This window comes from Saccharothrix sp. NRRL B-16314 (assembly GCF_000716595.1).
Classification (GTDB): domain Bacteria; phylum Actinomycetota; class Actinomycetes; order Mycobacteriales; family Pseudonocardiaceae; genus Actinosynnema.
Window position 1 is genome coordinate 70,094 of sequence record NZ_JNXC01000029.1, and the last position, 23,411, is coordinate 93,504.

23 protein-coding genes are annotated in these 23,411 nt (G+C 72.4%); 12 read left to right on the forward strand and 11 right to left on the reverse strand.

Annotated features, from left to right (window positions below):
* Position 1 precedes the first annotated feature (1 nt).
* From OQ02_RS31085 to OQ02_RS31095, 3 genes are all read left to right on the forward strand, one after another.
* Entirely contained in the window at positions 2-877 is an 876-nt protein-coding gene (locus OQ02_RS31085) for a GntR family transcriptional regulator (RefSeq protein ID WP_033442227.1), read from the forward strand.
* Between the two features lie 84 nt (positions 878-961).
* Entirely contained in the window at positions 962-1,897 is a 936-nt protein-coding gene (locus OQ02_RS40340; protein ID WP_037329707.1) for a hypothetical protein, read from the forward strand.
* The gene (locus OQ02_RS31095; protein WP_033442195.1) at positions 1,894-2,265 is read left to right on the forward strand and encodes a GntR family transcriptional regulator; all 372 of its coding nucleotides are present in this window, start codon (positions 1,894-1,896) and stop codon (positions 2,263-2,265) included. Before OQ02_RS40340 ends, OQ02_RS31095 begins: the two co-directional genes overlap by 4 nt.
* Before the next feature lie 52 nt (positions 2,266-2,317).
* On the opposite strand, the gene OQ02_RS31100 is transcribed toward OQ02_RS31095, so the two are convergent.
* The 3 genes from OQ02_RS31100 to OQ02_RS44295 form a co-directional block, all read right to left on the reverse strand.
* On the reverse strand, positions 2,318-2,503 hold the full coding sequence (locus OQ02_RS31100) for a hypothetical protein (RefSeq protein WP_033442196.1): 186 nt from the start codon (positions 2,501-2,503) through the stop codon (positions 2,318-2,320).
* Between the two features lie 45 nt (positions 2,504-2,548).
* Positions 2,549-3,703 (reverse strand): hypothetical protein, encoded by a 1,155-nt coding sequence (locus tag OQ02_RS31105; protein WP_051773005.1) that lies wholly within the window; start codon positions 3,701-3,703, stop codon positions 2,549-2,551.
* A 94-nt stretch (positions 3,704-3,797) separates the two neighbouring features.
* Positions 3,798-4,493 (reverse strand): hypothetical protein, encoded by a 696-nt coding sequence (locus tag OQ02_RS44295; protein ID WP_033442197.1) that lies wholly within the window; start codon positions 4,491-4,493, stop codon positions 3,798-3,800.
* Between the two features lie 334 nt (positions 4,494-4,827).
* Between OQ02_RS44295 and OQ02_RS31115 the strand changes: the two genes are divergently transcribed.
* The gene (locus OQ02_RS31115) at positions 4,828-8,016 is read left to right on the forward strand and encodes a S8 family serine peptidase (RefSeq protein WP_081916064.1); all 3,189 of its coding nucleotides are present in this window, start codon (positions 4,828-4,830) and stop codon (positions 8,014-8,016) included.
* 76 nt (positions 8,017-8,092) lie between these two features.
* On the opposite strand, the gene OQ02_RS31120 is transcribed toward OQ02_RS31115, so the two are convergent.
* Entirely contained in the window at positions 8,093-8,476 is a 384-nt protein-coding gene (locus OQ02_RS31120; protein WP_033442198.1) for a DUF6223 family protein, read from the reverse strand.
* A 219-nt stretch (positions 8,477-8,695) separates the two neighbouring features.
* Between OQ02_RS31120 and OQ02_RS31125 the strand changes: the two genes are divergently transcribed.
* Together OQ02_RS31125 and OQ02_RS31130 are read left to right on the forward strand one after the other, a co-directional pair.
* Complete coding sequence (locus tag OQ02_RS31125; protein ID WP_033442199.1) at positions 8,696-9,817, forward strand: sensor histidine kinase; 1,122 nt, start codon at positions 8,696-8,698, stop codon at positions 9,815-9,817.
* The gene (locus OQ02_RS31130) at positions 9,814-10,470 is read left to right on the forward strand and encodes a response regulator (protein ID WP_033442200.1); all 657 of its coding nucleotides are present in this window, start codon (positions 9,814-9,816) and stop codon (positions 10,468-10,470) included. The genes OQ02_RS31125 and OQ02_RS31130 overlap by 4 nt, the downstream gene beginning before the upstream one ends.
* Positions 10,471-10,536: 66 nt before the next feature.
* On the opposite strand, the gene OQ02_RS31135 is transcribed toward OQ02_RS31130, so the two are convergent.
* Together OQ02_RS31135 and OQ02_RS31140 are read right to left on the reverse strand one after the other, a co-directional pair.
* Complete coding sequence (locus OQ02_RS31135) at positions 10,537-11,058, reverse strand: pyridoxamine 5'-phosphate oxidase family protein (RefSeq protein ID WP_033442231.1); 522 nt, start codon at positions 11,056-11,058, stop codon at positions 10,537-10,539.
* 79 nt (positions 11,059-11,137) lie between these two features.
* A complete protein-coding gene (locus tag OQ02_RS31140) occupies positions 11,138-11,518 on the reverse strand; it encodes a winged helix-turn-helix transcriptional regulator (RefSeq protein ID WP_033442201.1) in 381 nt (126 codons plus the stop codon).
* 121 nt (positions 11,519-11,639) lie between these two features.
* Here OQ02_RS31140 and OQ02_RS31145 point away from each other — a divergent pair, with 121 nt between their 5' ends.
* Both OQ02_RS31145 and OQ02_RS31150 read left to right on the forward strand, forming a co-directional pair.
* Positions 11,640-12,047 (forward strand): RidA family protein, encoded by a 408-nt coding sequence (locus OQ02_RS31145; protein WP_033442202.1) that lies wholly within the window; start codon positions 11,640-11,642, stop codon positions 12,045-12,047.
* 102 nt (positions 12,048-12,149) lie between these two features.
* Complete coding sequence (locus tag OQ02_RS31150; RefSeq protein ID WP_033442203.1) at positions 12,150-14,423, forward strand: Orn/Lys/Arg decarboxylase N-terminal domain-containing protein; 2,274 nt, start codon at positions 12,150-12,152, stop codon at positions 14,421-14,423.
* On the opposite strand, the gene OQ02_RS31155 is transcribed toward OQ02_RS31150, so the two are convergent.
* Positions 14,420-15,013 (reverse strand): DUF2867 domain-containing protein, encoded by a 594-nt coding sequence (locus tag OQ02_RS31155; RefSeq protein WP_033442204.1) that lies wholly within the window; start codon positions 15,011-15,013, stop codon positions 14,420-14,422. The two genes, OQ02_RS31150 and OQ02_RS31155, sit on opposite strands and share 4 nt — an antisense overlap.
* A 2-nt stretch (positions 15,014-15,015) precedes the next feature.
* Positions 15,016-16,950 (reverse strand): fumarylacetoacetate hydrolase family protein, encoded by a 1,935-nt coding sequence (locus OQ02_RS31160; RefSeq protein WP_033442205.1) that lies wholly within the window; start codon positions 16,948-16,950, stop codon positions 15,016-15,018.
* A gap of 88 nt (positions 16,951-17,038) precedes the next feature.
* On the opposite strand from OQ02_RS31160, the gene OQ02_RS31165 reads away from it, so the two are divergent.
* Positions 17,039-17,626, forward strand: a complete 588-nt coding sequence (locus OQ02_RS31165) for a TetR/AcrR family transcriptional regulator (protein WP_033442206.1) — start codon at positions 17,039-17,041, stop codon at positions 17,624-17,626.
* Positions 17,623-19,539, forward strand: a complete 1,917-nt coding sequence (locus OQ02_RS31170; protein WP_033442207.1) for a PBS lyase — start codon at positions 17,623-17,625, stop codon at positions 19,537-19,539. Before OQ02_RS31165 ends, OQ02_RS31170 begins: the two co-directional genes overlap by 4 nt.
* On the opposite strand, the gene OQ02_RS31175 is transcribed toward OQ02_RS31170, so the two are convergent.
* Positions 19,532-20,404, reverse strand: coding sequence for an NmrA family NAD(P)-binding protein (locus tag OQ02_RS31175; RefSeq protein ID WP_033442208.1), 873 nt, complete (start codon positions 20,402-20,404; stop codon positions 19,532-19,534). The genes OQ02_RS31170 and OQ02_RS31175 overlap by 8 nt on opposite strands.
* Positions 20,405-20,480: 76 nt before the next feature.
* Here OQ02_RS31175 and OQ02_RS31180 point away from each other — a divergent pair, with 76 nt between their 5' ends.
* Positions 20,481-20,903: a winged helix-turn-helix transcriptional regulator gene (locus OQ02_RS31180; RefSeq protein WP_033442209.1), complete on the forward strand. Its 423-nt coding sequence runs from the start codon at positions 20,481-20,483 to the stop codon at positions 20,901-20,903.
* Positions 20,904-20,981: 78 nt separating this feature from the next.
* On the opposite strand, the gene OQ02_RS31185 is transcribed toward OQ02_RS31180, so the two are convergent.
* Positions 20,982-21,389, reverse strand: a complete 408-nt coding sequence (locus OQ02_RS31185; protein WP_033442210.1) for a tautomerase family protein — start codon at positions 21,387-21,389, stop codon at positions 20,982-20,984.
* A 104-nt stretch (positions 21,390-21,493) separates the two neighbouring features.
* Between OQ02_RS31185 and OQ02_RS31190 the strand changes: the two genes are divergently transcribed.
* Complete coding sequence (locus OQ02_RS31190) at positions 21,494-22,150, forward strand: winged helix-turn-helix transcriptional regulator (RefSeq protein WP_033442211.1); 657 nt, start codon at positions 21,494-21,496, stop codon at positions 22,148-22,150.
* A 144-nt stretch (positions 22,151-22,294) separates the two neighbouring features.
* Here the strand turns inward: OQ02_RS31190 and OQ02_RS31195 are convergent.
* A partial coding sequence (locus OQ02_RS31195; protein ID WP_156077418.1) for a polysaccharide deacetylase family protein occupies positions 22,295-23,411 on the reverse strand: 1,117 nt, incomplete at its 5' end.

A 23,411-nucleotide genomic window follows, 5' to 3' on the forward strand; every position in this document is an offset into this window, starting at 1 on the left:
GGTGAACGACCCGCGACCGCCGTACCTCCGGATCGTCGCCGACATCGAGCGGCGGATCGCCGAGGGCGAGCTGGCGCCCGGCCATCCCGTCCCCACCACCAGGGCGATCATGCGCGAGTGGGGTGTCGCGATGGCGACGGCGACCAAGGCGCTGGCCACGCTCAGGCAGGCGGGCGCCATCGAGTCCGCGTCCCGGGTCGGCTCCGTGGTCGCGGCGCGGAGGCTGCCCTCGCGCGCGGTGGGCGGTCTCGACCGCGAGCGGGTGGTCCGGGCGGCCATGGAGATCGCCGACGCCGACGGCCTGGCCGGGCTGTCGGCGCGGGCGGTGGCGGCCAGGATCGGCGTCGCCACGATGGCCCTCCACCGGCACCTCGACGCCGAACTCCCCCAGCTCATCGCGGACGCGGCGTTCGCCGAGATCGAGTACCCGGAGCCGCCGCCGGGGTGGCGTTCCCACCTGCGGGTGGCGGCCCGGTTGCAGTGGGAGGCCTACCGGCGTCACCCCTGGCTGCCGCGGCTCGTGTCCATCACGCGGCCGGCCACGTTGCCGGGGTTGTTGGCGTACGGGCTGTGGACCCTGCGGGCGCTGGACGGCCTCGAGCTGGACCCGAGCACCCGACTGCACGTGTACGCGACCGTGGTCAACTACGTGCGGGGGACGGCGGTGAACATCGAGGCCGAGGCGTGCGCCGAGCTGGACACGGGGATGACCAGCAAGCAGTGGGCCGAAGCCCGGTGGCCCACCGACGGGCGGTTGATCGCCCAGCTCACCGACCCCGGCGCGGAAGTCGACCTGGAGTCGCTGTTCGCCTTCGGCCTCGAACGCGTGCTCGACGGCCTGACCACCGTGATCACGCCCCGCAAGGTCCGCCGCTGACCGGACCCTGCCCGGAGCGGTGGTGGGAGTTGACCGCCATGGCAGACTTTGTGTCACGCTAGTGGTACAAAGTCGGGGGGCGCCGTGACTGGGATCGAGTCGGTACTGCTGCACGGCGTCATCGGCGTCGCACTGCTGGTCGTGCTGTGGCCCACCAGGTCGACCGGGCTGCGGTTCCTCCGCCGATGGGGTGTGGCGGACCCGGACGAGCGGCAAGGCGCGCTCGCGGTGAAGTACCTGCGAGACCGGCGGTTGCTGTACCCGCTGCTGTTCCTGGGCGCCCCCGCCGCGACTGCGCTCGCCGCACGCGCGCTCGGCCTGCCTCCCACCGACTCCGGCGGCGCCCTCCGCTTCCTGGCAGCGCTGATCGTCGCACTGCTGCTCGCGGAAACCCTTGCGGCCCTGCGTCGGGCACGGGGCCTCCGGATCGCGACGCTGACCCGTCGGAGCCGGCGTGACCTCGTGCCGGGGTGGGCGGTCGGCACCCTCGTCGCGCTCGGCGCGGTCGCCGTGGCGCTGGCCGTCGCGGGCCTGGTCGCCCAACCGCGGGCGAGTCGGATCGCGTCGTCGATACCGGCCGACGGCGTCCGGCGATCAGCCGACAACGGGACGTCGATCGTGTCACCGCAGTACCTCGCCGAGCTCACCCACCCGACGTCGTTGCTCGCGCTCGCCGGGGCGGTCGCGGGACTGGTCGCCGCGTTGGGCGTGGTGCGGCTCGCGGTCCGGCGCGGATCGTTCGGCGACCCGGGGGTGGACGCGGCGCTGCGGACGCGCAGTGCCCGGGTCGCGGTCGGCATCGGCATCGCCTGGACCGCTTCGATGGTCCTGGTGGCGAACAACCGGCTCGGCCTCCTGCGCAACCTCGACCTCCCCGGCTTCCCGCCGGCCCCGGACTGGCTGGAACTCACCTCGTTCACCGACCTCTTGGGGCTGCCGGTGTTCGCCGTCGCCGTCGTCGGCTGGATCTGGGTGGCGAACCCGCCCCGCCGGCTCCCGTACGTGCGGGACGCGGCGTGACGCGGATCGTCGTCGACCCCGGCAGCGGGGTGGCGCCCTGGCGGCAGGTGCGCGACCAGCTCGTCCACCTGATTCGCGTCGGCGAACTCCCGGTCGGCAGCCGGTTGCCGTCGATCCGGCAGCTCGCCCGGGACCTCGGGCTGGCCGTCGGCACCGTGGCGCGCGTCTACCGCGAACTGGAGACGGCAGGCACCCTGCACACCGCGAGGCGCAACGGCACCGTCGTCGCCGCCGTGCCGCGGCCGGACACCGACGCCGACGTCGCAGCGGCACTGGCGAGAGCCGCGGCCGAGTACGTCACGTGTGCCAGGGCGCTCGGGATCGACCGGCAGGACGCGGTGCAGGCTGTGTGGCACGCCTACCCGTAGCGCGTCGTCAGCGATCGTCCCGTCAGCCGTCGTCTCGTCAGCGGTCGTCCGGTCAGTGACCGTCCCCGGTCATGTCCATCCCGCCGTCACCACCGCGGCCTTCGGGTGTCGACTCGTCCGCCTGCGTGTTGGGCGTGTTGGCCTGGTCGTCCGCGAACGTCGGCCGGCTGTGCTCGTCGGCGAAATCGGGTTCGTGCTCCATGTCCGGCGTGGTGGGGTCGTTCTCACGTGGGTCCATGCGTCTCCGGCTACCCGCTGACGGCCACCCCGACGCCTGCCGCCGTCACCGCCCGCGGGTCGGGGCGACGTCCTCGGCGCCTTCCAGCACGATCTCGCGGCGTTCCCGCGCGCGGTAGCCGTAAGTCGCTTCACGGACGGTGATGTCGTCCTCCAGCCCGGACCCGACCGCACCCGCGATCGCGCCCAGCACACTCGCCATCAGCGCGATGACCAGGTAGTGCGTGACGCCGACCGGGTGGCCCAGCGTGGCGGCCAGGTACGAGGGCGGGACGACCAGCGCCACCGCGGCGAGCGCGACCGCGAACATGGCCACGAAGAACGCGGCGCTGCCGGCGGCGACCGTGACGACCGTGCTGGCGTTGCGCAGCCGGACGTCGGGATCGCGGCCCCCGCGGTTCCGCTCCCACAGCTCGTGCGACACGATGATCCAGACGGTCATGGTGGCGACGGCGGCCGTGGTCACGCCGGCGAGCCTGAGCGGGCTGAGGGAGTCCGCGAGGGTCCAGATGCTGGAGTACAGCACGCCGAACGCGATACCGGTCAGCGCGCCCGCCAGGGCGGTGGACAGCCCGCGCAGCAGCTGCCACGGCCGGTTGACCCGGACCATCCCGGCCAGCAGGTGCGGCAGGCCACGCCGGCGGGCGACGTGGAGGTGCGGCGAGCCGGGTTCCGCCGGACCCACCACCCGGATCGTCCGCGACGACAGCCGGTGCCGGAGTTCGGCGAGCGCGGCCGGCTCGCGGGGGTCGTCGGGCGGTGCGGCGAGGTAGGCGACGATCGCGACCACGGCCGTGCTCAGCCGGCGGCGCAGGTGCCGGCCGCCGAGCGCGGGCAGCGAGATCACCGCGACCCGGTCGGCCGAGTGGATGTCGGCGACGACGACCGCGGCGCCGTCCGGCATCGGCTGGTCGGTGACGCAGACCACCAGGTCCCACCCGGTGTCGCGGACGTGCTCGCGCGCCTTCTCCACCAGCGGGGTGCAGTCCGGGTGCATCGCCTCGAACGGCTCGTGCATCGGGTCGACGAACCAGGAGACCTGGTCGTCCACGTGGGCGCGGAGGCGTTCGGGCAGCACGTCGCACAGCCGGTCGACGAGGATCGAGGGCAGACCGGGATCGGCGAGCACGCCCACCGCCACCCTCTGCGGCAGCGCGTCGTCGGGCCCCTGCCGGGCGGTGTGGTGGTCGGGGTCGGTCATCGGGCGAGGTCCGGGATCACAGGGCGTTCCTCCAGCGGGCGTCGTCCCCGTGATCTACCCGCTCCCGCCGGTCGGAAACCGGGCGAGGCCCGTCTCACCGGTCGAAGGAGACCCCGGTGCGCACCCGCAGCTCGGTGGTGGGGCAGCCGCCGTCGGCCGGGCGTTCCGCGGTGAACGTGTACTCCTGGTCGCCCGCCACCGGGAACTCCGCCCGCACCATGTCGTCGCGGGACACGGCCTCGGCGACGACCGCGCCGCCCACCGAGACGCGCCACCGCACCTCCGCCTCGCAGTCGGGCAGTTCGACGGTCAGCCCGCCCGCACCCCGCTGCGCCACCGGCTGGTGGGTGACGGCGAACCGGGTCTCCACCGTCGTCCCGGCGGCCAACTCGTACACGTGCACCGGTGCGCAGATCGACGCCTCGGCGGCCTTGGTGCACTCCTGCTCGGTCCGGGGCGCGTCACCGCCGACGACCTCGGCGCTCACGTGGACGGGCAGCTGCGCCGCGAGGAGCCCGAACACACCACCCGTGGCGATCAGCACGAACGCCGACGCCGTCGACACCACGGCCGTGCGCATCCGCTGCCGCACCGCCTCGGCGCGCTTGCGCGCGTCGGCCTCCACCTTCGCCAGCAGCTCGGGTTTGTCCGTCGCCAGTGAGAGCACCAGCGCGAGGTCGCGGACCGTGCCCTTGGCCGCACGGGCCGCCGCCCACGCCGACACGGCCGCCACGAACGCGCTGAAGATCCCCGCCACCCACGACCAACGTTCGATCAACTCCCACGACACCGCGCCATTCAAGCAGGGCGACGCGGGCCGGCGGGGCGCTTTCCACCGTTGCGCGGCGGTGATGGCGCAGCCGCCCCGGTCACGGCCCCGCGCCGAAGCCGATCATGACCAGTTCGTTCGAGCGCAAAGGTTTCGAGCACACCGCCTGCGACCGCCGGTGGTGCATTCGGGTGGACGAACACCCCTCCAAGAGTGGCTGACCTCCTCCGCACGGGTGGCTAGCGTCGAGGTCGTCGGGGGGCATCGCCACTTACGGTCACACCGCCACCGCGGGTCTGCGGCGCCTCCCGGCCGCGCGATCAACAGCGCACCACCGAATCGGGAGGAAACCCCTGTGTCCAGACCTCGAAAGCGCGGTAAAGCCCTGGGCGCCGTCGTCCTGGCGGCCGGGCTCGTCGCCGCACCGGTGACGGGAGTGGCCGGTGCGGAACCGGTGCCGACGGGCGCGCCACCGCGGACCGTCACCCTGATCACCGGAGACCGGGTCGTGGTGACCGGCACGGCGGTCGGCGCGTTCCAGCCCGGTCCCGGCCGCGAGGCGACGACCTTCCACACGGTCCACCGGGACGGGCGGCTGCACGTCGTCCCGGAGGACGCGGCCAAGGGCATCGCCGCGGGCAGGCTCGACCCGCGGCTGTTCGACGTGACCGGCCTGATCGAAGCCGGCTACGACGACGCCCGCAGCGACCACGTGCCGCTCATCATCACCGGCGCGCCCACCACGGGTCTGCACGCCGCCAGGGCGTTACCCGGTGCTGTTGCGGCACAAGCGCCCAAGACCGGCGCGGCGTTCCAGGACCTGCTCGCCGACCCCGGCGTGACCAAGGTGTGGCTCGACGGCGTGCTCCGCCCCACCCTCGACCGCTCCACCGCGCAGATCGGCGCGCCCACCGCGTGGCAGAGCGGCTTGACGGGCAAGGGCATCCGGGTCGCGGTGCTCGACGGCGGCGTGGACGGCGACCACCCCGACCTGGCGGGCAAGGAGATCGCCGCGCGCAACTTCACCGACGACCCCGACGGCTCCGACCTCGACGGCCACGGCACGCACGTCGCGGCGACCATCGCCAGCGGCAACCGGACATACCGGGGCGTGGCACCGGACGCGCGAATCCTCGACGGCAAGGTGTGCAAGAACGGCGGCTGCCCCCAGTCGTGGGTGATGGCCGGCATGCAGTGGGCGGTCGACGAGGGCGCCGACGTGGTCAACCTCAGCCTCGGCGGCTACGACTCACCGGACATCGACCCGCTGGAGGAAGCGGTCAACCAGCTGTCGGCGAAGACCGGCACCCTGTTCGTCGTCGCGGCGGGCAACGGCGGGCGGCCCGAGTCGATCGACTCGCCGGGCAGCGCGGACGCGGCGCTCACCGTCGGCGCGGTCCGGCACGACGACGACCTCGCCCACTTCTCCAGCCGCGGCCCGCGCAACGGCGACGGCGCGGTGAAGCCGGACATCACCGCGCCCGGTCTGAACATCGTCGCGGCGAAGGCCGCCAAGGCGATCATCGGCACCCCCATCGGCCGGCGGCACCTGTCGCTGTCCGGCACGTCGATGGCCACCCCGCACGTCGCGGGCGCGGCGGCACTGCTCGCGCAGCAGCACCCCGACTGGAACGGCACGCAGCTCAAGTCCGCGTTGACGGCCTCCGCCAAGCCCAATCCCGGGGCGGGCGTGTTCGACCAGGGCGCCGGCCGGGTCGACCTGACGCGCGCGATCACCGCGACCGTCGGCGCCGAGCCGGTGAGCGTCACGTTCGCCGAGCAGCCGTGGCCGCACAACGACGACGCACCGGTCACCAAGACCGTCACCTACCGCAACAGCGGCACGGAGCCCGTCACCTTCGACCTCACCGCCGAGCTGCGCGGTCCTGACGGCCGTGCCGCGCCCGAGGGCCTGCTCACCGTGACCCCGGCGCGGGTCGTCGTGCCCGCCGGCGGCACGACCGCGGTGGCCGTCACCGCGGACACCAGCGTCGGCGGCCTCGACGGCGTCTACTCCGGCGTCCTGGTCGGCGGACCGACGCGCACACCGGTCAGCCTCTCCCGCGAGGTCGAGAGCTACGACATCGCGGTCGAGCACGTCGACGCCGACGGCAACCCGGCCCTGGACCACACGACCGCGCTCGTCGGCATGGACAACGACGTCTACACGAACGTCTACGGCACCAACGGAACCGCCACCGCGCGCGTGCCCAAGGGCGAGTACATGGCGCGTTCCGTCGTGCGCACCGGCGCCGAAGTCGCAGTGCTGGCGAGGCCGGCCATGACCGTCGACGCCGACCACACGCGGTTCACGTTCGAAGCCGCGGCGGCCCGGCCGATCCACGTCGCCGCGCCCGATCCCGCCGCGCTCCCGATGATCAGCGACATCAACGTCGCCAGGGTGTTCAACGGCCGGCGCGTCGTGCTCAACACGGCGTTCTTCGCAGGCTTCGACGGCATGTCGATCGGTCACGCCGGCCCGACCCTGCCCGAGGACCAGCTTGGCGTCTCCATCGGCGCCCAGTTCCAGGCCGCGCCGGTCGACGGCACGCCGGTGCACTACCGGTTCCGCTGGGTCGAGCACGCGGTGCCCGACGGGTTCACCCGCGCGCCCACCCTGGACGAGCTGGCCGAGGTGCGGACCAGCTTCGCGCCGGGCCCGGCCGACCGACGGCACCTGCACAGCGGCAACGCGAGCCCGCTGGACGGTTCCGGCGGCTGGTCGGTGCTGCTGCCCGTGCCCGCCGGCGGCACGGTGCTCGACCGCATCACGCCGGACCAGCTGACCTGGGGCTGGTCCTACTCGCGGCAGTCGCCGGAGTACCGGACCGAGGCGGACTACTCGTCGTTCAACCGCAAGTACGCGCTGGGCGGCGACTACTCCGAGCGGTTCCTGTTCCCGGTGCTCGGGCCCGGCCTGTCCGGGTACTCGGCCACCTACCTCGGCCTGCACGAGGACCGCATCACGGCGCAGGTGCCGCTGGTCAACGACCGCGACGGCAACCTGGGCCGGGCGAGCCACGAGTCGGCGCGCACCTCGCTGTACCGGGACGGGCGGCTGGTCGGCCTGGCCCGCGACCAGGTGGCCGAGTTCAGCGTGCCGGCGGGGGAGGCCCACTACCGGCTGGAGCACGACGTCGTCCGGGACCCGGACGTCAACGACCTGACCACCCGGATCAGCGGGGCGTGGACGTTCCGGACGGACGTGCTGCCCGACGGCCACGGCCGCAGGCTGCCGCTGTCGGTGGTGCGGTTCGCCCCGGAGCTGGACGCGGCGGGTGGCGCGCCCGCCGGTCGCCCGCTGAGCGTGCCGCTGACCGTGGAGCAGCAGGACGGCGCGGACAACGGCGAGGTGCGCGAGGTCCGGGTCGACGTGTCGTTCGACGACGGGAAGAACTGGCGGCGGGTGTCCGTCGTGGACGGTGCCGCGGTGATCCGACACCCGCACGCGGCCGGCTACGCGTCGCTGCGCGCCTCCGGTTCGGACAGTGACGGCAACACGTTCGAGCACACCGTGATCCGCGCTTACAAGATCACCGGGTAGGGCGTTCCGGTGCCGGGAGGGAAGCCGCCCCTCCCGGCACGTCCGCTCGGCGTTCCCGCTCGGCCTTCCCGCTCGATCAGGCGGGCACACGGCGGGAACGGGCCAGCGCCAACCCGCCCAGCACCATGCCGGCCAGCCCCACCACCATGGCGACGATGGCGCCGGCCCGCCCGTTGCCGGTGCCGAAGCCACCGGCGGAGTTGGCGTAGTGCAGCCCGCCGACGGCCAGCGCGACGAGGCCCGCCACCCCGGCCGCGATGGCTCCGCCCCGACCGCCACCGGAACTGCGGGCGGCGCGCAGGGCGAGCACGCCCAGGACCACGCCGACCAACCCCACCAACGCGGCGACCGTGGGCAGGAGCCGCCCGGTGCCGATGCCCTCGGCGTTCTGCGCCGCGTTCTGGGCCGCGTCCTGCGCTGCGGCGAGCACCTCGGGGAACAGGGCCTCTGGTGAACTCATGTCTCTCTCCTCTTCCCGCCACGATTTCCTTGCCGGCTGATCATGTCGCCGGGTGGGCCGCGGGTCGTCTGGCGGACGGACGCCCTTCGCGCTGCCACCGGTGCCGGAGCCGACTGCCGCCGGCGGTGCGGTAGCGCGGGGATGTACTGCGTGCGCGGTAGTCGAGGGGTCATCCGCGGGGAGGAGTCGCCCTCGGGGGGATCGGGTTACGGTGCGCGCATGAGGACAGGACGGTCCGGTGTTCCGGCCGGTGTGCGGGATTGGGCGATCGCCGTCGGCGTGGCGGCGACGCTGCTCGTCGCCGGGCTGTCCGGGGACCACCCCGCCGACCTGCTCGGGTACGCGCTGATGGTGGGCAGCGGACTGGCGCTGGCCGCACGTCGGCACGCACCGGTGCCGGTGCTGGCCGTGACCGGGCTGTGCGCGGTGGGGTACCAGGCGGTCGGTTTCGACGTGCCCGCGGTCGCGTTCCTGTTCGCCGTGTACGCCTCCGTGCGGGCGGGCCACCACGTCATCACGGTCGTGGCGGCCGTGATGACGTTGGCGGCCTTGCCGTTCGGGGCTCTGGTGCTCGCGCAGGACATGCCCGTGGGCGAGGCACTGGTGCGGGCCAGGGGCGCGCTGGAAATCGCCTGGCTGGTCGCCGCCGGCGCCGCGGGTGAGGCGCTGCGGCAGGCCGAGCGCCGGGCGGACGAAGCCGAGCGCACCAAGGAGGAGGCCGCGCGCCGACGTGCCAACGAGGAGCGGCTGCACATCGCGCGGGAGCTGCACGACTCCCTCACCCACCAGATCTCGATCATCAAGTTGCAGGCCGGTGTCGCCGTCCACCTGGCACGCAAACGCGGTGAACAGGTGCCGGAGGCGCTGCTGGCGATCGAGGAAGCCGGTCGTGAGGCGACCCGGGAGCTGCGCGCCACCCTGGAGGCGCTGCGCGACGACGGCACGACACCGCCGCACGGGCTCGCCCACGTCCCGGACCTGGTCGAACGCGCCCGCACGACCGGCCTGGACGCGACGCTGACGATCGACGGGCAGCGGCACGACGTGCCGGTCGCGGTGGACCGGACCGCCTACCGGATCGTCCAGGAGTCGCTGACCAACATCACCCGGCACGCGGCGGCGGCCACCGCGTCCGTCCGGATCGACTACCGCCCGGACGCCCTCGCGATCCGGGTGGACGACGACGGCAAGGCCACACCGGGCACCACCGCGCTGCCGGGCGTCGGGCTGCTCGGGATGCGCGAGCGGGTCACCGCGCTCGGCGGTCGCCTGCGGGCGGAACCGCGCAGCGAGGGCGGCTTCACCGTGCACGCCGAACTCCCCGTGGACCGGACGTCGTGATCCGGGTCCTGCTGGTGGACGACCAGCCGCTCCTGCGCAGCGGGTTCCGCGCGCTCCTCGACGTCGAGGACGACATCGAGGTGGTGGCCGAGGCCGCCGACGGGAGGGAGGGGCTGGCGCTCGCCCGGGAGCACTTGCCGGACATCGCGCTCATCGACATCCAGATGCCGGTCATGGACGGCATCGAGGCGACCCGGCGCATCGCCGAGGACCCGGCCCTGGCCGGGGTGCACGTCGTCATCCTGACCAACTACGGCTTCGACGAGCACGTGTTCAACGCCTTGCGCGCCGGTGCCGCCGGGTTCCTCGTCAAGGACATCGAGCCGGAGGACTTCCTGCACTCCGTGCGGGTGGCCGCGCGTGGTGACGCGCTGCTCGCGCCGTCGATCACCCGCAAGCTGATCGACCGGTACGTGAGCGAACCGCTCCACGTGCAAGCGGACGTGAAGGGGCTGACCAACCGCGAGCGGGAGGCCGTCGTGCTGGTGGCGCGCGGCCTGTCCAACGACGAGATCGCCGACCGCATGGTGATCAGCCCGCTGACCGCCAAGACCCACGTCAACCGGGCCATGACCAAGCTCCACGCCCGTGACCGCGCCCAACTCGTGGTGCTCGCGTACGAGTCGGGCCTGGTGTCCCCGCGCAACCGCTGAAGTACCGGCGGACTCGGTGCACGAGCGGACGCAGCAGCTTCAGCGGGCTCGGCCGGCTCGGCCGACTCAGGGGGCGAAGTCCCAGCGGGTGGCGCCGTACGGCTCCGCGCCGGCCACGCCGACGGCGGTGCGCAGCGTGAGCCGGTACAGGTGCCAGGGTGCGGGGCCCGCGCTGGGAGCGCTGAACGGGGCGGTGAACGCGTCGCCCTCCACCGTGACCGGCCACCCGCTCGAGCGGTAGACGGCCGCCACGCGTTCCAGGGTGGCGGGGTCGGTGACCCGGCGGGCCTCACCCTCCAGCACCAGGTCGATGCCGGTCAGGCGCACCGACACGCTGCACGCCGGGTTCACCGCCAGGTTGCGCGACTTGCGCGTCCCCGGCCCGCTCTTGAAGTACAGGGCGTCATCCACCCACACGGCCCCGACGCCCGCCGAGTGCGGTCGCCCGTCGGGCCGCACGGTGCCCAGGAAGAACGTCAGGTGGGACTCGGGCGTGCCGGCGGCGGCGAGGACGTCGCGCGGCCTGCTCCACGGCAGCTCGGCGAACCCGTACCGGTCGAGGTTCCGCGTCGAGATCGGTTCGGTCATGTTCTCGGTCATACCCGTGCGACGAACGGCACCACCGGCGACTCGACACCCGATCCGGGAAAGTTCGCTCGCACGCCCGTCAGGCGTCGAAGCGGTGGCGGGAGGCTTCGATGTGGGCGAGGTGCTGCCGCGTCCAGTCGCACATCCGGTGGACCGTCTCCCGCAGGGCCAGGCCCGGCTCGGTGAGCGTGTACTCGACCTTGGGCGGGACGGTGGGGTGCACGGTCCGCACGACGAGGCCGTCCCGCTCCAGCACGCGCAGGTTCTGGGTGAGCATCTTGTGGCTGATGCCCTCGACCTCGTCCCGCAACGCGCTGAAGCGCAGCGTCCCCTCACCCAGCGCGTCGATGATCAGCAGTGCCCACTTGGTGGCGACGTCCGAGAAGATCTCCCGCGCCAACGAGTCCGCCCGCCGCAGGTCCGCGTCCTCCGGCAGGCCCTTGAACTGCTTGGTCACCACGAGGTTCCCCAGTCACCGAAAAGTGCGTTCTTCCACGTCAGCCGCCACTCTCCTACGGTTCCCCGGTAACCACAAGAGACCGCGAGGGTACCAACGCCCTCGTGTCGAGGAGGTAGGCAGCATGGCCATCACCCTGGTGAACCCCGGTGGACTGCCGGAGGTCGACGCCTACCGGCAGGTGTCGATCGCGACCGGGTCGAAGCTGGTCTTCCTGGCCGGGCAGGTCGCCTGGGACGCCGACGGTGCCACCGTCGGCCGAGGAGACCTCGCCGCACAGGTGGAGCAGTGCTACCTCAACGTCGGCACCGCCCTGGCCGCGGTCGGCGGTTCCTTCGCCGACGTCGCGAAGCTGACCGTGTACGTCGTCGACTGGACCCCGGACAAGATGCCCCGGTTCCTGGCGGGCGTCGCGCGGGCGGCCGAGAAGCTGGGGACGACCCCGGTGCCGCCGGGCACGCTGATCGGCGTCGCCGCGCTCGACGTGCCCGACCACCTGGTCGAGGTGGAAGCCACCGCCGTCCTCGACTGACGGTCACGGACCGACAGTCACGCTTTCGAGGCATCGACACGGGGGCCGATCGGTTGAAAACTCAGACGCAGGGCAGTCTTCGCCCGACGGAAAGAGCCGATCGTGTCCCGTTCAACGGTATTGGTGGCGCTGGACAACAGCGTCGGTGGTCTGGTCTCCCGGGACCACCTCGACGGAATCTGCGACAAGCTGCGCGAAGAGGGCCACGACGTCGCCTGGGCGCGCACCGCCGAAGACGCGCTGGCGTTGACGCAGAGCAGGGCCGACCTCTCGGCCGCGCTGGTGTCCTGGGACCTCGACTCCCCGGAGTCCGTCCTCAGGGCGCTCATGGGCCGCTTCACGAAGCTGCCCGTCTTCCTCGTGACCACCGCGACCTCCGTCGACGACCTGCCGCTGTGGGTGTCCGAAGTGGTCTCCGGCTACGTGTGGCTGCTGGAGGACACCCCGGACTTCGTCGCCGGCCGCATCGGGGTCGCCGCCCGCCGCTACCTCGACGGCGTGCTGCCCCCGTTCTTCCGGGAGTTGCGCCGCTTCGAGGACACGCACGAGTACTCGTGGCACACCCCCGCGCACGCGGGCGGGGTGGCGTTCCTCAAATCGCCGGTCGGGCGGGCGTTCTTCGACTACTACGGCGAACGGCTGTTCCGCACCGACCTGTCGATCTCCGTCGCCGAGCTCGGGTCGCTGTTCGAGCACTCCGGCCCGATCGGCGACGCCGAGCGCAACGCGGCGCGGGTCTTCGGCTCGGACCTGACCTACTTCGTGCTGCACGGCGACTCCACGGCCGACCGGATCGCGTGCCACGCCGGCATCGCCACCGACGAACTCGTGCTGGTGGACCGAAACTGCCACAAGGCGATCTACCACGGCCTGACGATCACCGGCGGCCGGCCGGTCTACCTGGTGCCCACGCGCAACGGCTACGGGCTGATGGGCCCGATCCCGCCGTCGGCGATGAAGGCCGAGGCCGTCGCGGAGCAGGTGCGCCGCAGCCCGTTCGCGGAAGGCGCGGCGAGCCCCGACCCGGTGTACGCCGTGATCACCAACTCGACCTACGACGGGCTGTGCTACGACGCCGTCCGCGTCGCCGAGCTGCTCGGCGCCACCGTGCCTCGCCTGCACCTGGACGAAGCGTGGTTCGCGTACGGCCGGTTCAACCCGCTCTACGCCCGGCGCTACGGGATGTCGGTCGACGCCGACGCCCTGTCCGACGACGTGCGGCCGACGGTCTTCTCGACCCAGTCCACGCACAAGCTGCTGGCCGCCATGTCGCAGAGCTCGATGGTGCACGTCAAGAACTCGCCGAGGTCGCCGGTCGACCACCGGCAGTTCAACGAGACGTTCATGATGCACGCCACCACTTCGCCGCTGTACCCCATGATCGCCGGGCTGGACGTGGCCGCCGGGATGATGGACGGCCCCGGCGGCCGGTGGCTCACCGACGAGGCGATCACCGAGGCAGTCCGCTTCCGGCAGGCGGTGGTGCGGCTGGGCCGGCGGATCCACGACGCGGGCGACCGGGCCGACTGGTTCTTCGGCGCCTGGCAGCCGGACGAGGTCACCGACCCCGCCACCGGCCAGGTCTACTCGTTCGCCGACGCGCCGCTCGACCTGCTCCGCACCGAGCCGCGCTGCTGGACGCTGGAGCCCGGCGCGGACTGGCACGGCTTCGAGGGCATGGAGGACGGCTACTGCCTGCTCGACCCGATCAAGGTCTCGATCACCTGCCCCGGTGTGGACGCGCTCGGCCACGTCGGCGGCATGGGCATTCCGGCGCGAATCCTCACGATGTACTTGGAGACGCGCGGGATCGTAGTGGAGAAGACCGACGCGTACACGTGCCTGATCCTGTTCTCGATGGGCATCACCAAGGGCAAGTGGGGCACCCTGCTCGACGCGCTGCTGGACTTCAAGTCCCTGTACGACTCGGGCGCGACCGTCGCCGACGTCCTGCCCGACCTGCTGAAGGACCACCCCGACCGCTACCAGGGCCTCACCCTGCCCGCGCTCTGCGACCAGATGCACACCCAGATCGGCAAGAGCGAGCTGACGTCGTTGCTGGACGAGGCTTTCACCCATCCGACACCGGCCCTGTTCACGCCCGCGCAGACGTACCAACGCCTCATCCGCGGCGGCACGGAGCCGGTGCGGCTGGCCGACATCGCCGGCCGCACCGTGGCGACCATGGTCGTCACCACCCCGCCGGGCATCCCGGTCCTGATGCCCGGTGAGAGCACCGGTGAGGGCAACGGGCCCGTGCTGCGGTACCTGCACGCGCTGGAGGCGTTCGACCGGGAGTTCCCCGGCTTCCCCAGCGAAACCCACGGCGTGGCAAGGGATTCGGCCGGCGACTACTGGATCGCCTGCCTGCGCTAGGCGGTGTTGTCCCGTTCGCGCCAGGCGCTTTCCCAACGCCGGGTGAGCGCGGGGTAGACGACGATGTGCCGGAAGGGTGCGATGGCGGCCATGTAGAGCCGGCCGAACAGACCGTTGGGCTTGACGAGGACCGTCATCCGCAGTTCGTGGTCGCCGTCGTTCCCCTGCGCCCACCCGAGGTGCATCACGGTGTGCACGGTCTTGTTCGCCAGCTCGCGGGCGGACTCGGTGTGGAGTTCGTAGACCGCCTTGAGCGGCATGGCGGCGTCGTCCTGGCCGCGCGGCGCGTCGCGGAGGTCGGCCGGCAGGCGGTCGCGGAGCGAGACGACCCGGTCGCCGACGCCGGCCGACGGTTCGTCCCAGCCCAAGAGCGCGCCGAGCTTCCACCGCGCTGCGAACAGGAACCGCACTGGAAGGGACTGCTGCGCGATGCCGCCGCGCGCCCGCATCGCGGCGAGCATCACCGGGAAGTCGTCCGGTCCGGCGCCCGGCGTGCGGAACGCCCACACGTCCTCGACCCGGAAGTCGTCGGCGATCTCGTGGATGCGCCACGGCTGCGCCGCGTACGAGGCCTTGTCGAGTTTCGCCATGGTCACTCGCCCCGCTCGGCGTGCCAGGCGGCCATCAGGGCGAGGAGTTCGGTCTGCGGCAGCGGTGCCATGTCCGGGTCGAGTTCGCGGTAGCGCTGGTAGACGTTGACCACGACCCGTTCGGGGTCCAGGAGGCCGGCGTGCTCGGCCAGGTCGACGGTCGCGGCGGCCTGGCGGAAGGGGAGCCCCTTGGCGTGCGCGGCGTCGGCCTGTTCGACGACGTGGGTCAGGTAGCCGCGGACCGCGCGGATGCCGTCGGCGTCGGTGATCGGGCCGTGGCCGGGCACGACGGGGTGCGCGTCGAGCGCCAGCATGGTGTCGCACGCGGTGATCCAGTTGGCGATCGGCCCTTCCCACACGATCGGGGTGCAGCCGACGAAGAGCAGGTCACCGGCGAACAGCACGCCCGCGTCCGGGACGTGCACGACCGAGTCGGCCGACGTGTGCGCCGGTCCCAGGTTCAGCACGCGCACCTCGCGGCCACCGACGTCCAGGGTGAGGTCCCGGTCGAACGTGGTGTCCGGCAGGCGGAGCCGGATTCCGCTGAACTCGAACGGGCCGAAGCGCTCCCGCAGGAACGGGCCGAGCACCGGACCGAGGTCGGCGACTTGCACGGCGGCCAGCACGTCCGGCGGGATCTCGAGGTGCATCTGCTCGGCGGTGCCGGCCGCGGCGACGACGCGGACGCCGTCACCGAGCAGTTGGCCGCCGTGGGTGTGGTCGCCGTTCGCGTGGGTGAGCACGGCGTGGGTCAACGGGCGGCGGTCGGTGACCGGCTTCATCGCGTCCAGCATCTCGCCGGTCAGGCGCAGGTCGAAGAGGGTGTCCACGAGCAGCGCGGCGTCCGCGCCCGCGACCAGACCGGCGTTGCTCCACCCGTAGCCGCCGTCGGGGAGCAGCCAGGCCCACACGTCCGGGCCGATCTCGTGCAGTCCCCTGGTGTACGGCAACGCGGACTTGGCCGGGTTCACCCGCTGCCGGCGTGGCGTCGCGTCGGGGTCGGCACGGGCGGGGATCGGGTGCGGTGTCGGCGCGGCGACGACGGTCTGCCGGGTCTCGCCGAGGCCCTGCACCCGCAGCCCGACCACGTCGCCGGGCTTCAGCCAGCCGCGGAAGGCGGCCGGGTCGGCGGGGGAGAAGTGCTCGACCAGGCAGCACGTCGGCACCGTGCCCGACCCGAACACGTCACCCGGCACCAGCTCGACACCGCGGGAGGCGTACGAGATCACTTCACCGAACGTCCAGTCCATCGTGCCGGTGCTGCCGCCGCCGACCCGCTCGCCGTTGACGGTCGCCTCGACGTCGAGAACGAGCCGGCCGTCGCGCGCCGGTAGTTCGTCGGGCGTCACCAGGTAGGGACCGAGCGTGGTGGCGGAGTCCTTGCCCTTGGCCTGCCCGATGGCGAGGGGCGACTCGCGCAGCTGGAGGTCGCGGGCGGACCAGTCGTTGTAGATCGTGTAGCCGACGATCGCGCGCTCGGCCTCCTCGGGCGTCAGGTCGCTGCCGCCGGCGCCGATCACCGCGCCGATCTCCAGCTCGAAGTCCCACCACGAGCTGCCGGGCGCCATGCGCACCGCTTCGTGCGGCCCGACCACCGTCGACGGGCAGGCGAAGTAGAAGGCGGGGATGTCGTACCAGGCGTCTTTCAGCTTGCGGCCCGCGCCCATCACGGCCTGGCAGTTCCGCATGTGCTCCAGGAAGCACAGCGCGTCCCGGATGGACGGTGGTCGGGGGATCGGCGCGCGCAGCGCCACGTCGGCCAGCGGCACCACCTCGTGCGGTTGCGCCAACGCCCGTTCGCCCACCTCCCGCAGGCCGTCGGCGCCCCGTCCCACCAGCTCGATCAACTCCGTGCCCGGTGCCGTCGCGTAGAGGTCGCCGCCCTGGACGACACCCACCCGATCGCCACGGTCGGACCGGTAAGTGGCCCACTTCATGACCGCCCCCTTGGTTCTGTGTTGGCTGACATAGGGAGTGTTGCACAGTCAGTGAGCTGTCCGGTAGCCAGGGATAGACTCGACGCCTGTGACGACTTCACGGGCCACGCGACGGGCGGAGACGACCCAGGAGAGCCGCCGGCTCCTGATCGGGGCGGCGACGGAGCTGTTCGCCGAGCGCGGTTACCGGCAGACGACGTTCGAGGACATCGCGGCCAGGTCCGGGGTGAGCCGCGGCTCGATCCCGTGGCACTTCGGCAACAAGGAAGGGCTGCTGGCCGCGGTCGTCGAGCAGGTGGCGGAAGAGCTCGCGGCCGATGCGGACGCCCTGCAACCCGAGACCCTCGACCGGTCGCTGGACCGGCTCGCGGCGTTCACGCGGAGCCCGTCGACCAAGCTCTTCATCACGCTGATGGCGGAGGCGGTGGAGCCGGACTCGCCGCTGCACCAGCGGTACGGCGACCTGCACCGGGCGTTGCGCGACCAGGTGCGGTCCAAGGTCGAACAGGTCGACCTGCCGGACGGTGTCGGCGCCGAGGAGCTGAGCACCGTCCTGCTCGGCGCGATCATCGGTGTGCACCTGCAGTGGCGCATCGCCCCGGACGCCGTCGACCTGGACCGCACCTACTCGACCGTCGGCGCCCTGCTGCGCTCGGTCATGCCGTCCGCGTCATGACCGTCGTCTGGTCGGCGCTGGAGCACAACCACGGCAACGCGTCGAACCTCCCGGAGTTGCTGCGCGGGTGTGCGAGCCCGGACGCGGAAGCAGCGGGTCGGGCGGTCGACGAGGTGTTCGACAACCTGTACCACCAGGGTGGTTGGTTGTGCTCGGCGGCTTCGGCCGCGTTGCCGTTCCTGATCGACCTGGCCGCGGGCGGGGCCGTGCACCACCGGCCTTACGTCGTCGAGCTGATCGGCAGGCTCGCCCGCGAGGCCGTCATCGCCCAGCCCCGGTTCGTGGACCCGGCGTGGCGGCCCGCGTTGGACGCCACGAGGCCCCGGTTGCTCGCACTGCTGGACGACCCGGACCCGGGCGTGCGCCGGGAGGTGACGCTCATGCTCTCCGACGGCGTCCGGCACCCGGAGTCGGTGGAGGCGCTGCGTCGCCGGTGGCGCGTGGAGACCGACCGGACGACCCGGTGCGACCTCGTGCTGGCGTTCGGGGTGGTGCTCACGTGGGAGCCGGACGAGGCGCTGCGCGCCGAACTGGTCGCGCTGCTCGGCGGTGACGACCTCCAACTGCGCCTCGCCGCCGTGCACGCACTGGCCGAATCCGATCCCGCCGTCGCGCCGCCGCACGTCGACCTGCTGGTGCGGGCGGTTCTCGACCCCGACTCGGCGCTCTGGCAGGACTCCGCGTGGATCGGCGGCGCGCTCGTGCCCACGACGGGCAAGCTGCTGGCCGTCGACCCGGTCGCCGCCACCGCGTTCACCATCGGGATCAGCGCGGACGGCGAAGTCGACCAGCGGGTGGCGAACCTCGGGCAGGCCGGGAGCGTGCTGTCCGAGTGGCGCACCGTGACGGGCGCGATCCTGCCGCTCCTCGGCCGGTACCTGGACGACGACAGCTCCGAGGTCCGCTACCGCGCGGCGGCACTGCTCGCGTGCCTGGGACCGGAGGCGAAGCCGTACGCCGACCGCCTCGCGGCCCGTGCCGTCGACCCTGCCGTGCGCGACTCCCGCGAGGCGACCGCCGTCGGCGACGCGGCGGTGTGGGCGCTCGCCCGCCAGGACGACCCCCGCTGCCTTCCCGGTCTGGTCGAACGGCTGTCCGGCGACCGGCTCGGCTTCGGAACCGCCGGTTCCTACCACGGGCGGCATATGCAGCTGATCATGAAGCCTGCCATCCACGAAGTGCTGATCCCGTTGCGCCGGCACGCCGACGTCCTGCTGGGTGCCGTTACCGCACGACTCGCCTCGGTCCGCGGGGGCGACGTGCTCGGGTGGAACCTGTGCGAGGTCGTCGCGGCGTGGGGCCCGGCGGCCGAGGCAGCCCTCCCGGCGGTCGCCGGCCTCCTCTCCGACGAACGCTCGCTGCCCCGGGCAGCCAAGGCCATCGGCGCCATCGGGCCACCCGCGGTCGAAGCCGCGAAAGCGCTGCGGAACAACACCGCGGAACCCATGGCGGCGTGGGCGTTGTGGCGGACCGGCGCGGACCCGGACTTCGGCGTCGAAACTCTGGTGCGCCACGTGGCCGAGGGGCGTGGCTACCACCACGCCATCGCGCTCCTGGCCGACCTGGGCACCGAAGCCGCTGCCTCCATCGACCGCCTACGCGACCTGACCCGTTCCGAGGACGACTGGACCCGCGTGGAGGCGGCGTACGCTCTCTGGCGCGTCACCGAAGACCCGACTGCCGCCGTGGCCGTCCTGACCGACTTGGCCGAGCCGCTGGCCACCGGAGACTGCTTCCCCGTCCGCATCGCCGCCCTGCGCCACCTCGCGGACATGGGCGCGGCTACCGAACGCGTGACGACCGTGGCGCGATCCGTCCTCGACAACCCGCGCCGGATCGCCTACTTCGGCGGTTGGCACACGTTCGCCGAGGACGAGGAGGTCCGGACGGCGGCGGCCCGACTGCTCAGCTGACCGGCGCGAGCGCGCGGGTGATCAGCTCCAGCGCGGGGCGTGGTGGGGTGCGGAGGAGGGTGGTCAGGTCGTCGCCGGGACGGGCCAGCAGGCCGCCGGCGGTGTTGGCGAACAGCGAGAGCGTGTGCCCCACCTGGTACGGCCGGAGGTCTCCGGTGGCGAGGGCTTGCCTGGTCTCGGCCAGTGACACGGGCTGGTACGTCACCGGGCGGTCGAGGGCTCGGGTCAGGGCGGTGGCGATGTCGTCGCCGCCGATGGCGGTGGCGCCCGCGAGTTCGTACGTGCGTCCGGCGTGCCGGCCGGGCCGACCGGCGGCGAGATCGGCTGCGGTCTCCGACGCCACGCGGGCGGTGATGTCGGCGAGGTCTTCCCTGGCCACCACCGCGATCCGGCCGTGGCCCATGGGTGCGGTGAAGACGCCGGTGGCGGCGGCGGTTTCGGCGGCGGCGGTCGCGAGGCCCGCCGGGATCTCCGCGTACAGGCCGTTGCGCAGGACGGTGACGTCGAACTCGGCCTCGGCGAGGCGGGCTTCGGTCCAGCGGTGGGCCAGGGCGATGCTGAGCTGGTCGCCCGAGCCGGCCAGGCTCGTGTAGATCACGTGCCGGACACCGGCCGCGGCGGCGGCGTCGACCACCGCACCGTGCCGGGCCAGCACCACGTCGTCCTCGGCGTAGCCCGCGGAGACGAACACCAGCACCCGCACACCGGCGAAACCGTCGGTGAGCGTCGTCGGGTCGTCGAAGTCGATCCGACGGGCGTCACCCGTCGCCGCACGCGTGCCCGCCACGACGTCCGGACCTGAGCCGTGGAGCCGGTCGAAGACCAGACCACCGAGCGCGCCCGACACACCGGTCACCAGAATCATGGAATACCCCTCACCGCGGATTGGTTGCCGCCGACAGGTTCGTGATCCGGGGCCGGGACCGTAAGGAGGCACTTCCGTGTCCGTCGCGCACACCGCGGTAACCACGCAGGTCAGCGGGGCCGAGCAGGTCGGGCCGTGTGGCGAGGACGACTGCGGTGTCCGGGACGTCCTCGATCGCATCGGCGACAAGTGGACCGTGCTGGTGATCGTGGAGCTGGCCAAGGGCATCCGCCGCTACCGCGAGTTGCAGCGCGCGATCCCCGGCATCTCGCAACGGATGCTCACCGTCACCACGCGCCGCCTGTGCCGTGACGGCCTGGTCGAGCGGACCGTCTACGCGACCGTCCCGCCGCAGGTCGAGTACGCGCTGACCGACGTCGGCCACAGCCTCGCGGAGACGATCGCCCGCCTGGCCGACTGGTCCCGCGACCACAAGGGCACCATGGCCGCGGCCCGGCAGCGGTGGGATGCCGAGCACCCCGACGACGTCGACCGCTGAGCGGTCCGGCAGCGCCCGCCGGGCCGCGAACGGGCGGCATCGTCGGGCGCTGCGTCGGGCGGTGCGGACGACCCGGGGTTACGCGTTCAGCTTCGCCACGGCCTGGACGAACTCCGCGTCGTGCGTCAGCAGCCGACCGGCCACCGCCACGTTCTCCAGCGGGTAGTGGTTCATCAGGATGAGGGTCTCGTCGGTGTTGGCGATGTCCCGGTACGCCTCGTCGACCGCGGCGTGGATCTTCGCCGCCATCGTGGCCTTGGCGTCGAGGTCCGCCAGTTCGGGTGCTTCGAGGAAGCACACGGGCTTGATCGGCTCGGCGTCGCTCCGGCCGTCGTGGGAGACGTCGGCGGCCGGGTACTCGCGCAGCCAGACCCGGACGTCCGCGACGCCGTAGGCCTCGTCGATCGCCTCGGTGATCTCCAGCATCATCTTCCGCTTGGCGTCGGGCCGGACCCCGGTCGGAGCCTCCACGAAGAACTGGGGCATCTCTGGACTCTCCCTGCGTTGAGGTTCCTTTTAGGAAGTAGTCACTTTCTAATGGGAACTTTCAGTCATGTCAAGGGCAAGCAACCGTCTGTACGATGGAAACCATGGCGACGAACCGCCGGTACGGCGACGGGTGCGCGATCGCGTCCGCGCTCGACTACGTGGGCGAGCGGTGGGCCCTGCTCGTCGTGCGCGAACTCCTGTTGGGGCCGAAGCGGTTCACCGACCTCCAGGACGGGCTGCCGGGCGCGGGTTCCAAGGTGCTGGCCCAGCGACTGCGGGAGCTGGAGGCCGCCGGCGTCGTGCGGCGTCGCACGCTGCCCCCGCCGGCCAGCTCGCAGGTGTACGAGCTGACCGAGTGGGGCGCGCGGCTGGACGCCGTCGTCGTCGCGCTGGGGCTGTGGGGAGCGGGCGCGGCGGTGCTGTCGGAGGACCCGGTCGGCGCGGACGCGGCCATGATCAAGCTGCGCAGCTTCTTCAACCCGCAGCCGGAGCAGCCGTGGACCGCCACCTACGAGATCCGCCTCGGCCGCTACCGCTTCACGATCAGGGTCGGCGACGGTCGGCTGGTCGAGATGAGCCGTGGGGAACCGCGTGAGCCGGACACCGTCATCGAGACCGACCCGGGCACGTTGGATCGCGTTGTCGGTGCGGCCGGCGCGCTGGCGGAAGCCGTCGAGCAAGGGCGGCTCACGCTGACCGGCGACGGTGAGGCCGGGCGGCGACTGTTCGACGCGGTGCGGCTGCCGACGTCCGCCTGATCGCCTGATCGCCTGGACGCGGAGCGGCGGCCGGGGTGTGCTTGTCCAAAGTGGACGATGTGTGTGCGGTGGTGCCGGTGACCGGCGTGGAAAAAGAGCGCCGGTGTGCCCCTCACAGCGATGTGAGGGGCACACCGGCACTCGTCACGGAGTGGCGCAGGAAACGGTCGGCACCGCCCACTGGCCGTTGGTCATCACGGTGAAGCCGAACGTGGTGCTGGCACCCGCGGCCAGGTTGCCGTTGCCGTTGGGCTTCATGGTCATCACCACGCCGCTGGAGTCCCAGCTCGGCGTGCCGTTCCAGGTGGCGGACACCCGCTGCGGGGACGTCATCCTGACGGTGGAGGTCCAGCTGGTGATCGCCGAAGCGCCCGCCCGGATCGTCACCTCGCCGTTGAACCGGTCACCCCACTGCTGGCTCGTCCGGTAGGTCGCCGTGCACGAACCGCCGCTCGGCGGGGTCGTCGTGGTGGTCGTCGTGGTGGTGGTGCCCGGCGGGGTGTCCGTCGGCGCGACGGCCCGACCGGTGGACGGCGAGATCATGCCGGCGCACAGGCCGCGGCTGCGGAGGTTGGACGCGATCTGGGGGATGGCGTTGATCGTCGTCTGGTAGCCGTCGTGCATCAGGATGACGCCGCCGTTCTGCAGGGTCGACGCCGCCTGCACGATCTGGGAGGTGCTGGCGTTGTTCCAGTCCTGCGAGTCGACGTTCCACAGCACCTCGGTCAGGCCGTACTGCGCCTCGACCGACTTCAACGTGCTGTTGGTCTCGCCGTACGGCGGCCGGAACAGCTTCGGCGCGACACCCGTCGCCGACTGGATCGCGTTCTGCGTCTGGGAGATCTCCGACGCCATCTGCGACTGGCTCAGCTGCGTCATGTGCGGGTGCGACCAGCTGTGGTTCTCGACCCACATGCCGGCGTCGCGCTGGCTCTTCGCGAGCGCGGCGTTCCCCTGGACCTTGTTGCCCTGGTTGAAGAACGTGGCCCGGAGGCCGTTCTGCCGCAGCGCGTTGAGCAACGTGGTGGTGGTGGCCGCGATGGGACCGTCGTCGTAGGTCAGGGCGACGTAGCCGTTGGTGCAGTTCGACGTGTTCGGCGGGGTCGTGGTGGTGGTGGTCGGCGGTGCCGTGCCGCCCGCGTTCAGCGCGTTGAGGACCGACGTGTAGGCGGCCTTCTTGTTGCCCGAGCCGTCGAACAGCAGCGGGGTGCCGGAGGCGCGCCAGGAGTCGGTGTCGCGGATGCCCCAGACGGTGATGCCG

Coding starts and splice junctions, on each gene's coding strand:
- OQ02_RS31100 (WP_033442196.1), bottom strand. CDS start 2,503: ATGGACCCACGTGAGAACGACCCCACCACGCCGGACATGGAGCACGAA.
- OQ02_RS31105 (WP_051773005.1), bottom strand. CDS start 3,703: ATGACCGACCCCGACCACCACACCGCCCGGCAGGGGCCCGACGACGCG.
- OQ02_RS31120 (WP_033442198.1), bottom strand. CDS start 8,476: ATGAGTTCACCAGAGGCCCTGTTCCCCGAGGTGCTCGCCGCAGCGCAG.
- OQ02_RS31125 (WP_033442199.1), top strand. CDS start 8,696: ATGAGGACAGGACGGTCCGGTGTTCCGGCCGGTGTGCGGGATTGGGCG.
- OQ02_RS31135 (WP_033442231.1), bottom strand. CDS start 11,058: ATGACCGAACCGATCTCGACGCGGAACCTCGACCGGTACGGGTTCGCC.
- OQ02_RS31145 (WP_033442202.1), top strand. CDS start 11,640: ATGGCCATCACCCTGGTGAACCCCGGTGGACTGCCGGAGGTCGACGCC.
- OQ02_RS31155 (WP_033442204.1), bottom strand. CDS start 15,013: ATGGCGAAACTCGACAAGGCCTCGTACGCGGCGCAGCCGTGGCGCATC.
- OQ02_RS31160 (WP_033442205.1), bottom strand. CDS start 16,950: ATGAAGTGGGCCACTTACCGGTCCGACCGTGGCGATCGGGTGGGTGTC.
- OQ02_RS31170 (WP_033442207.1), top strand. CDS start 17,623: ATGACCGTCGTCTGGTCGGCGCTGGAGCACAACCACGGCAACGCGTCG.
- OQ02_RS31175 (WP_033442208.1), bottom strand. CDS start 20,404: ATGATTCTGGTGACCGGTGTGTCGGGCGCGCTCGGTGGTCTGGTCTTC.
- OQ02_RS31185 (WP_033442210.1), bottom strand. CDS start 21,389: ATGCCCCAGTTCTTCGTGGAGGCTCCGACCGGGGTCCGGCCCGACGCC.
- OQ02_RS31190 (WP_033442211.1), top strand. CDS start 21,494: ATGGCGACGAACCGCCGGTACGGCGACGGGTGCGCGATCGCGTCCGCG.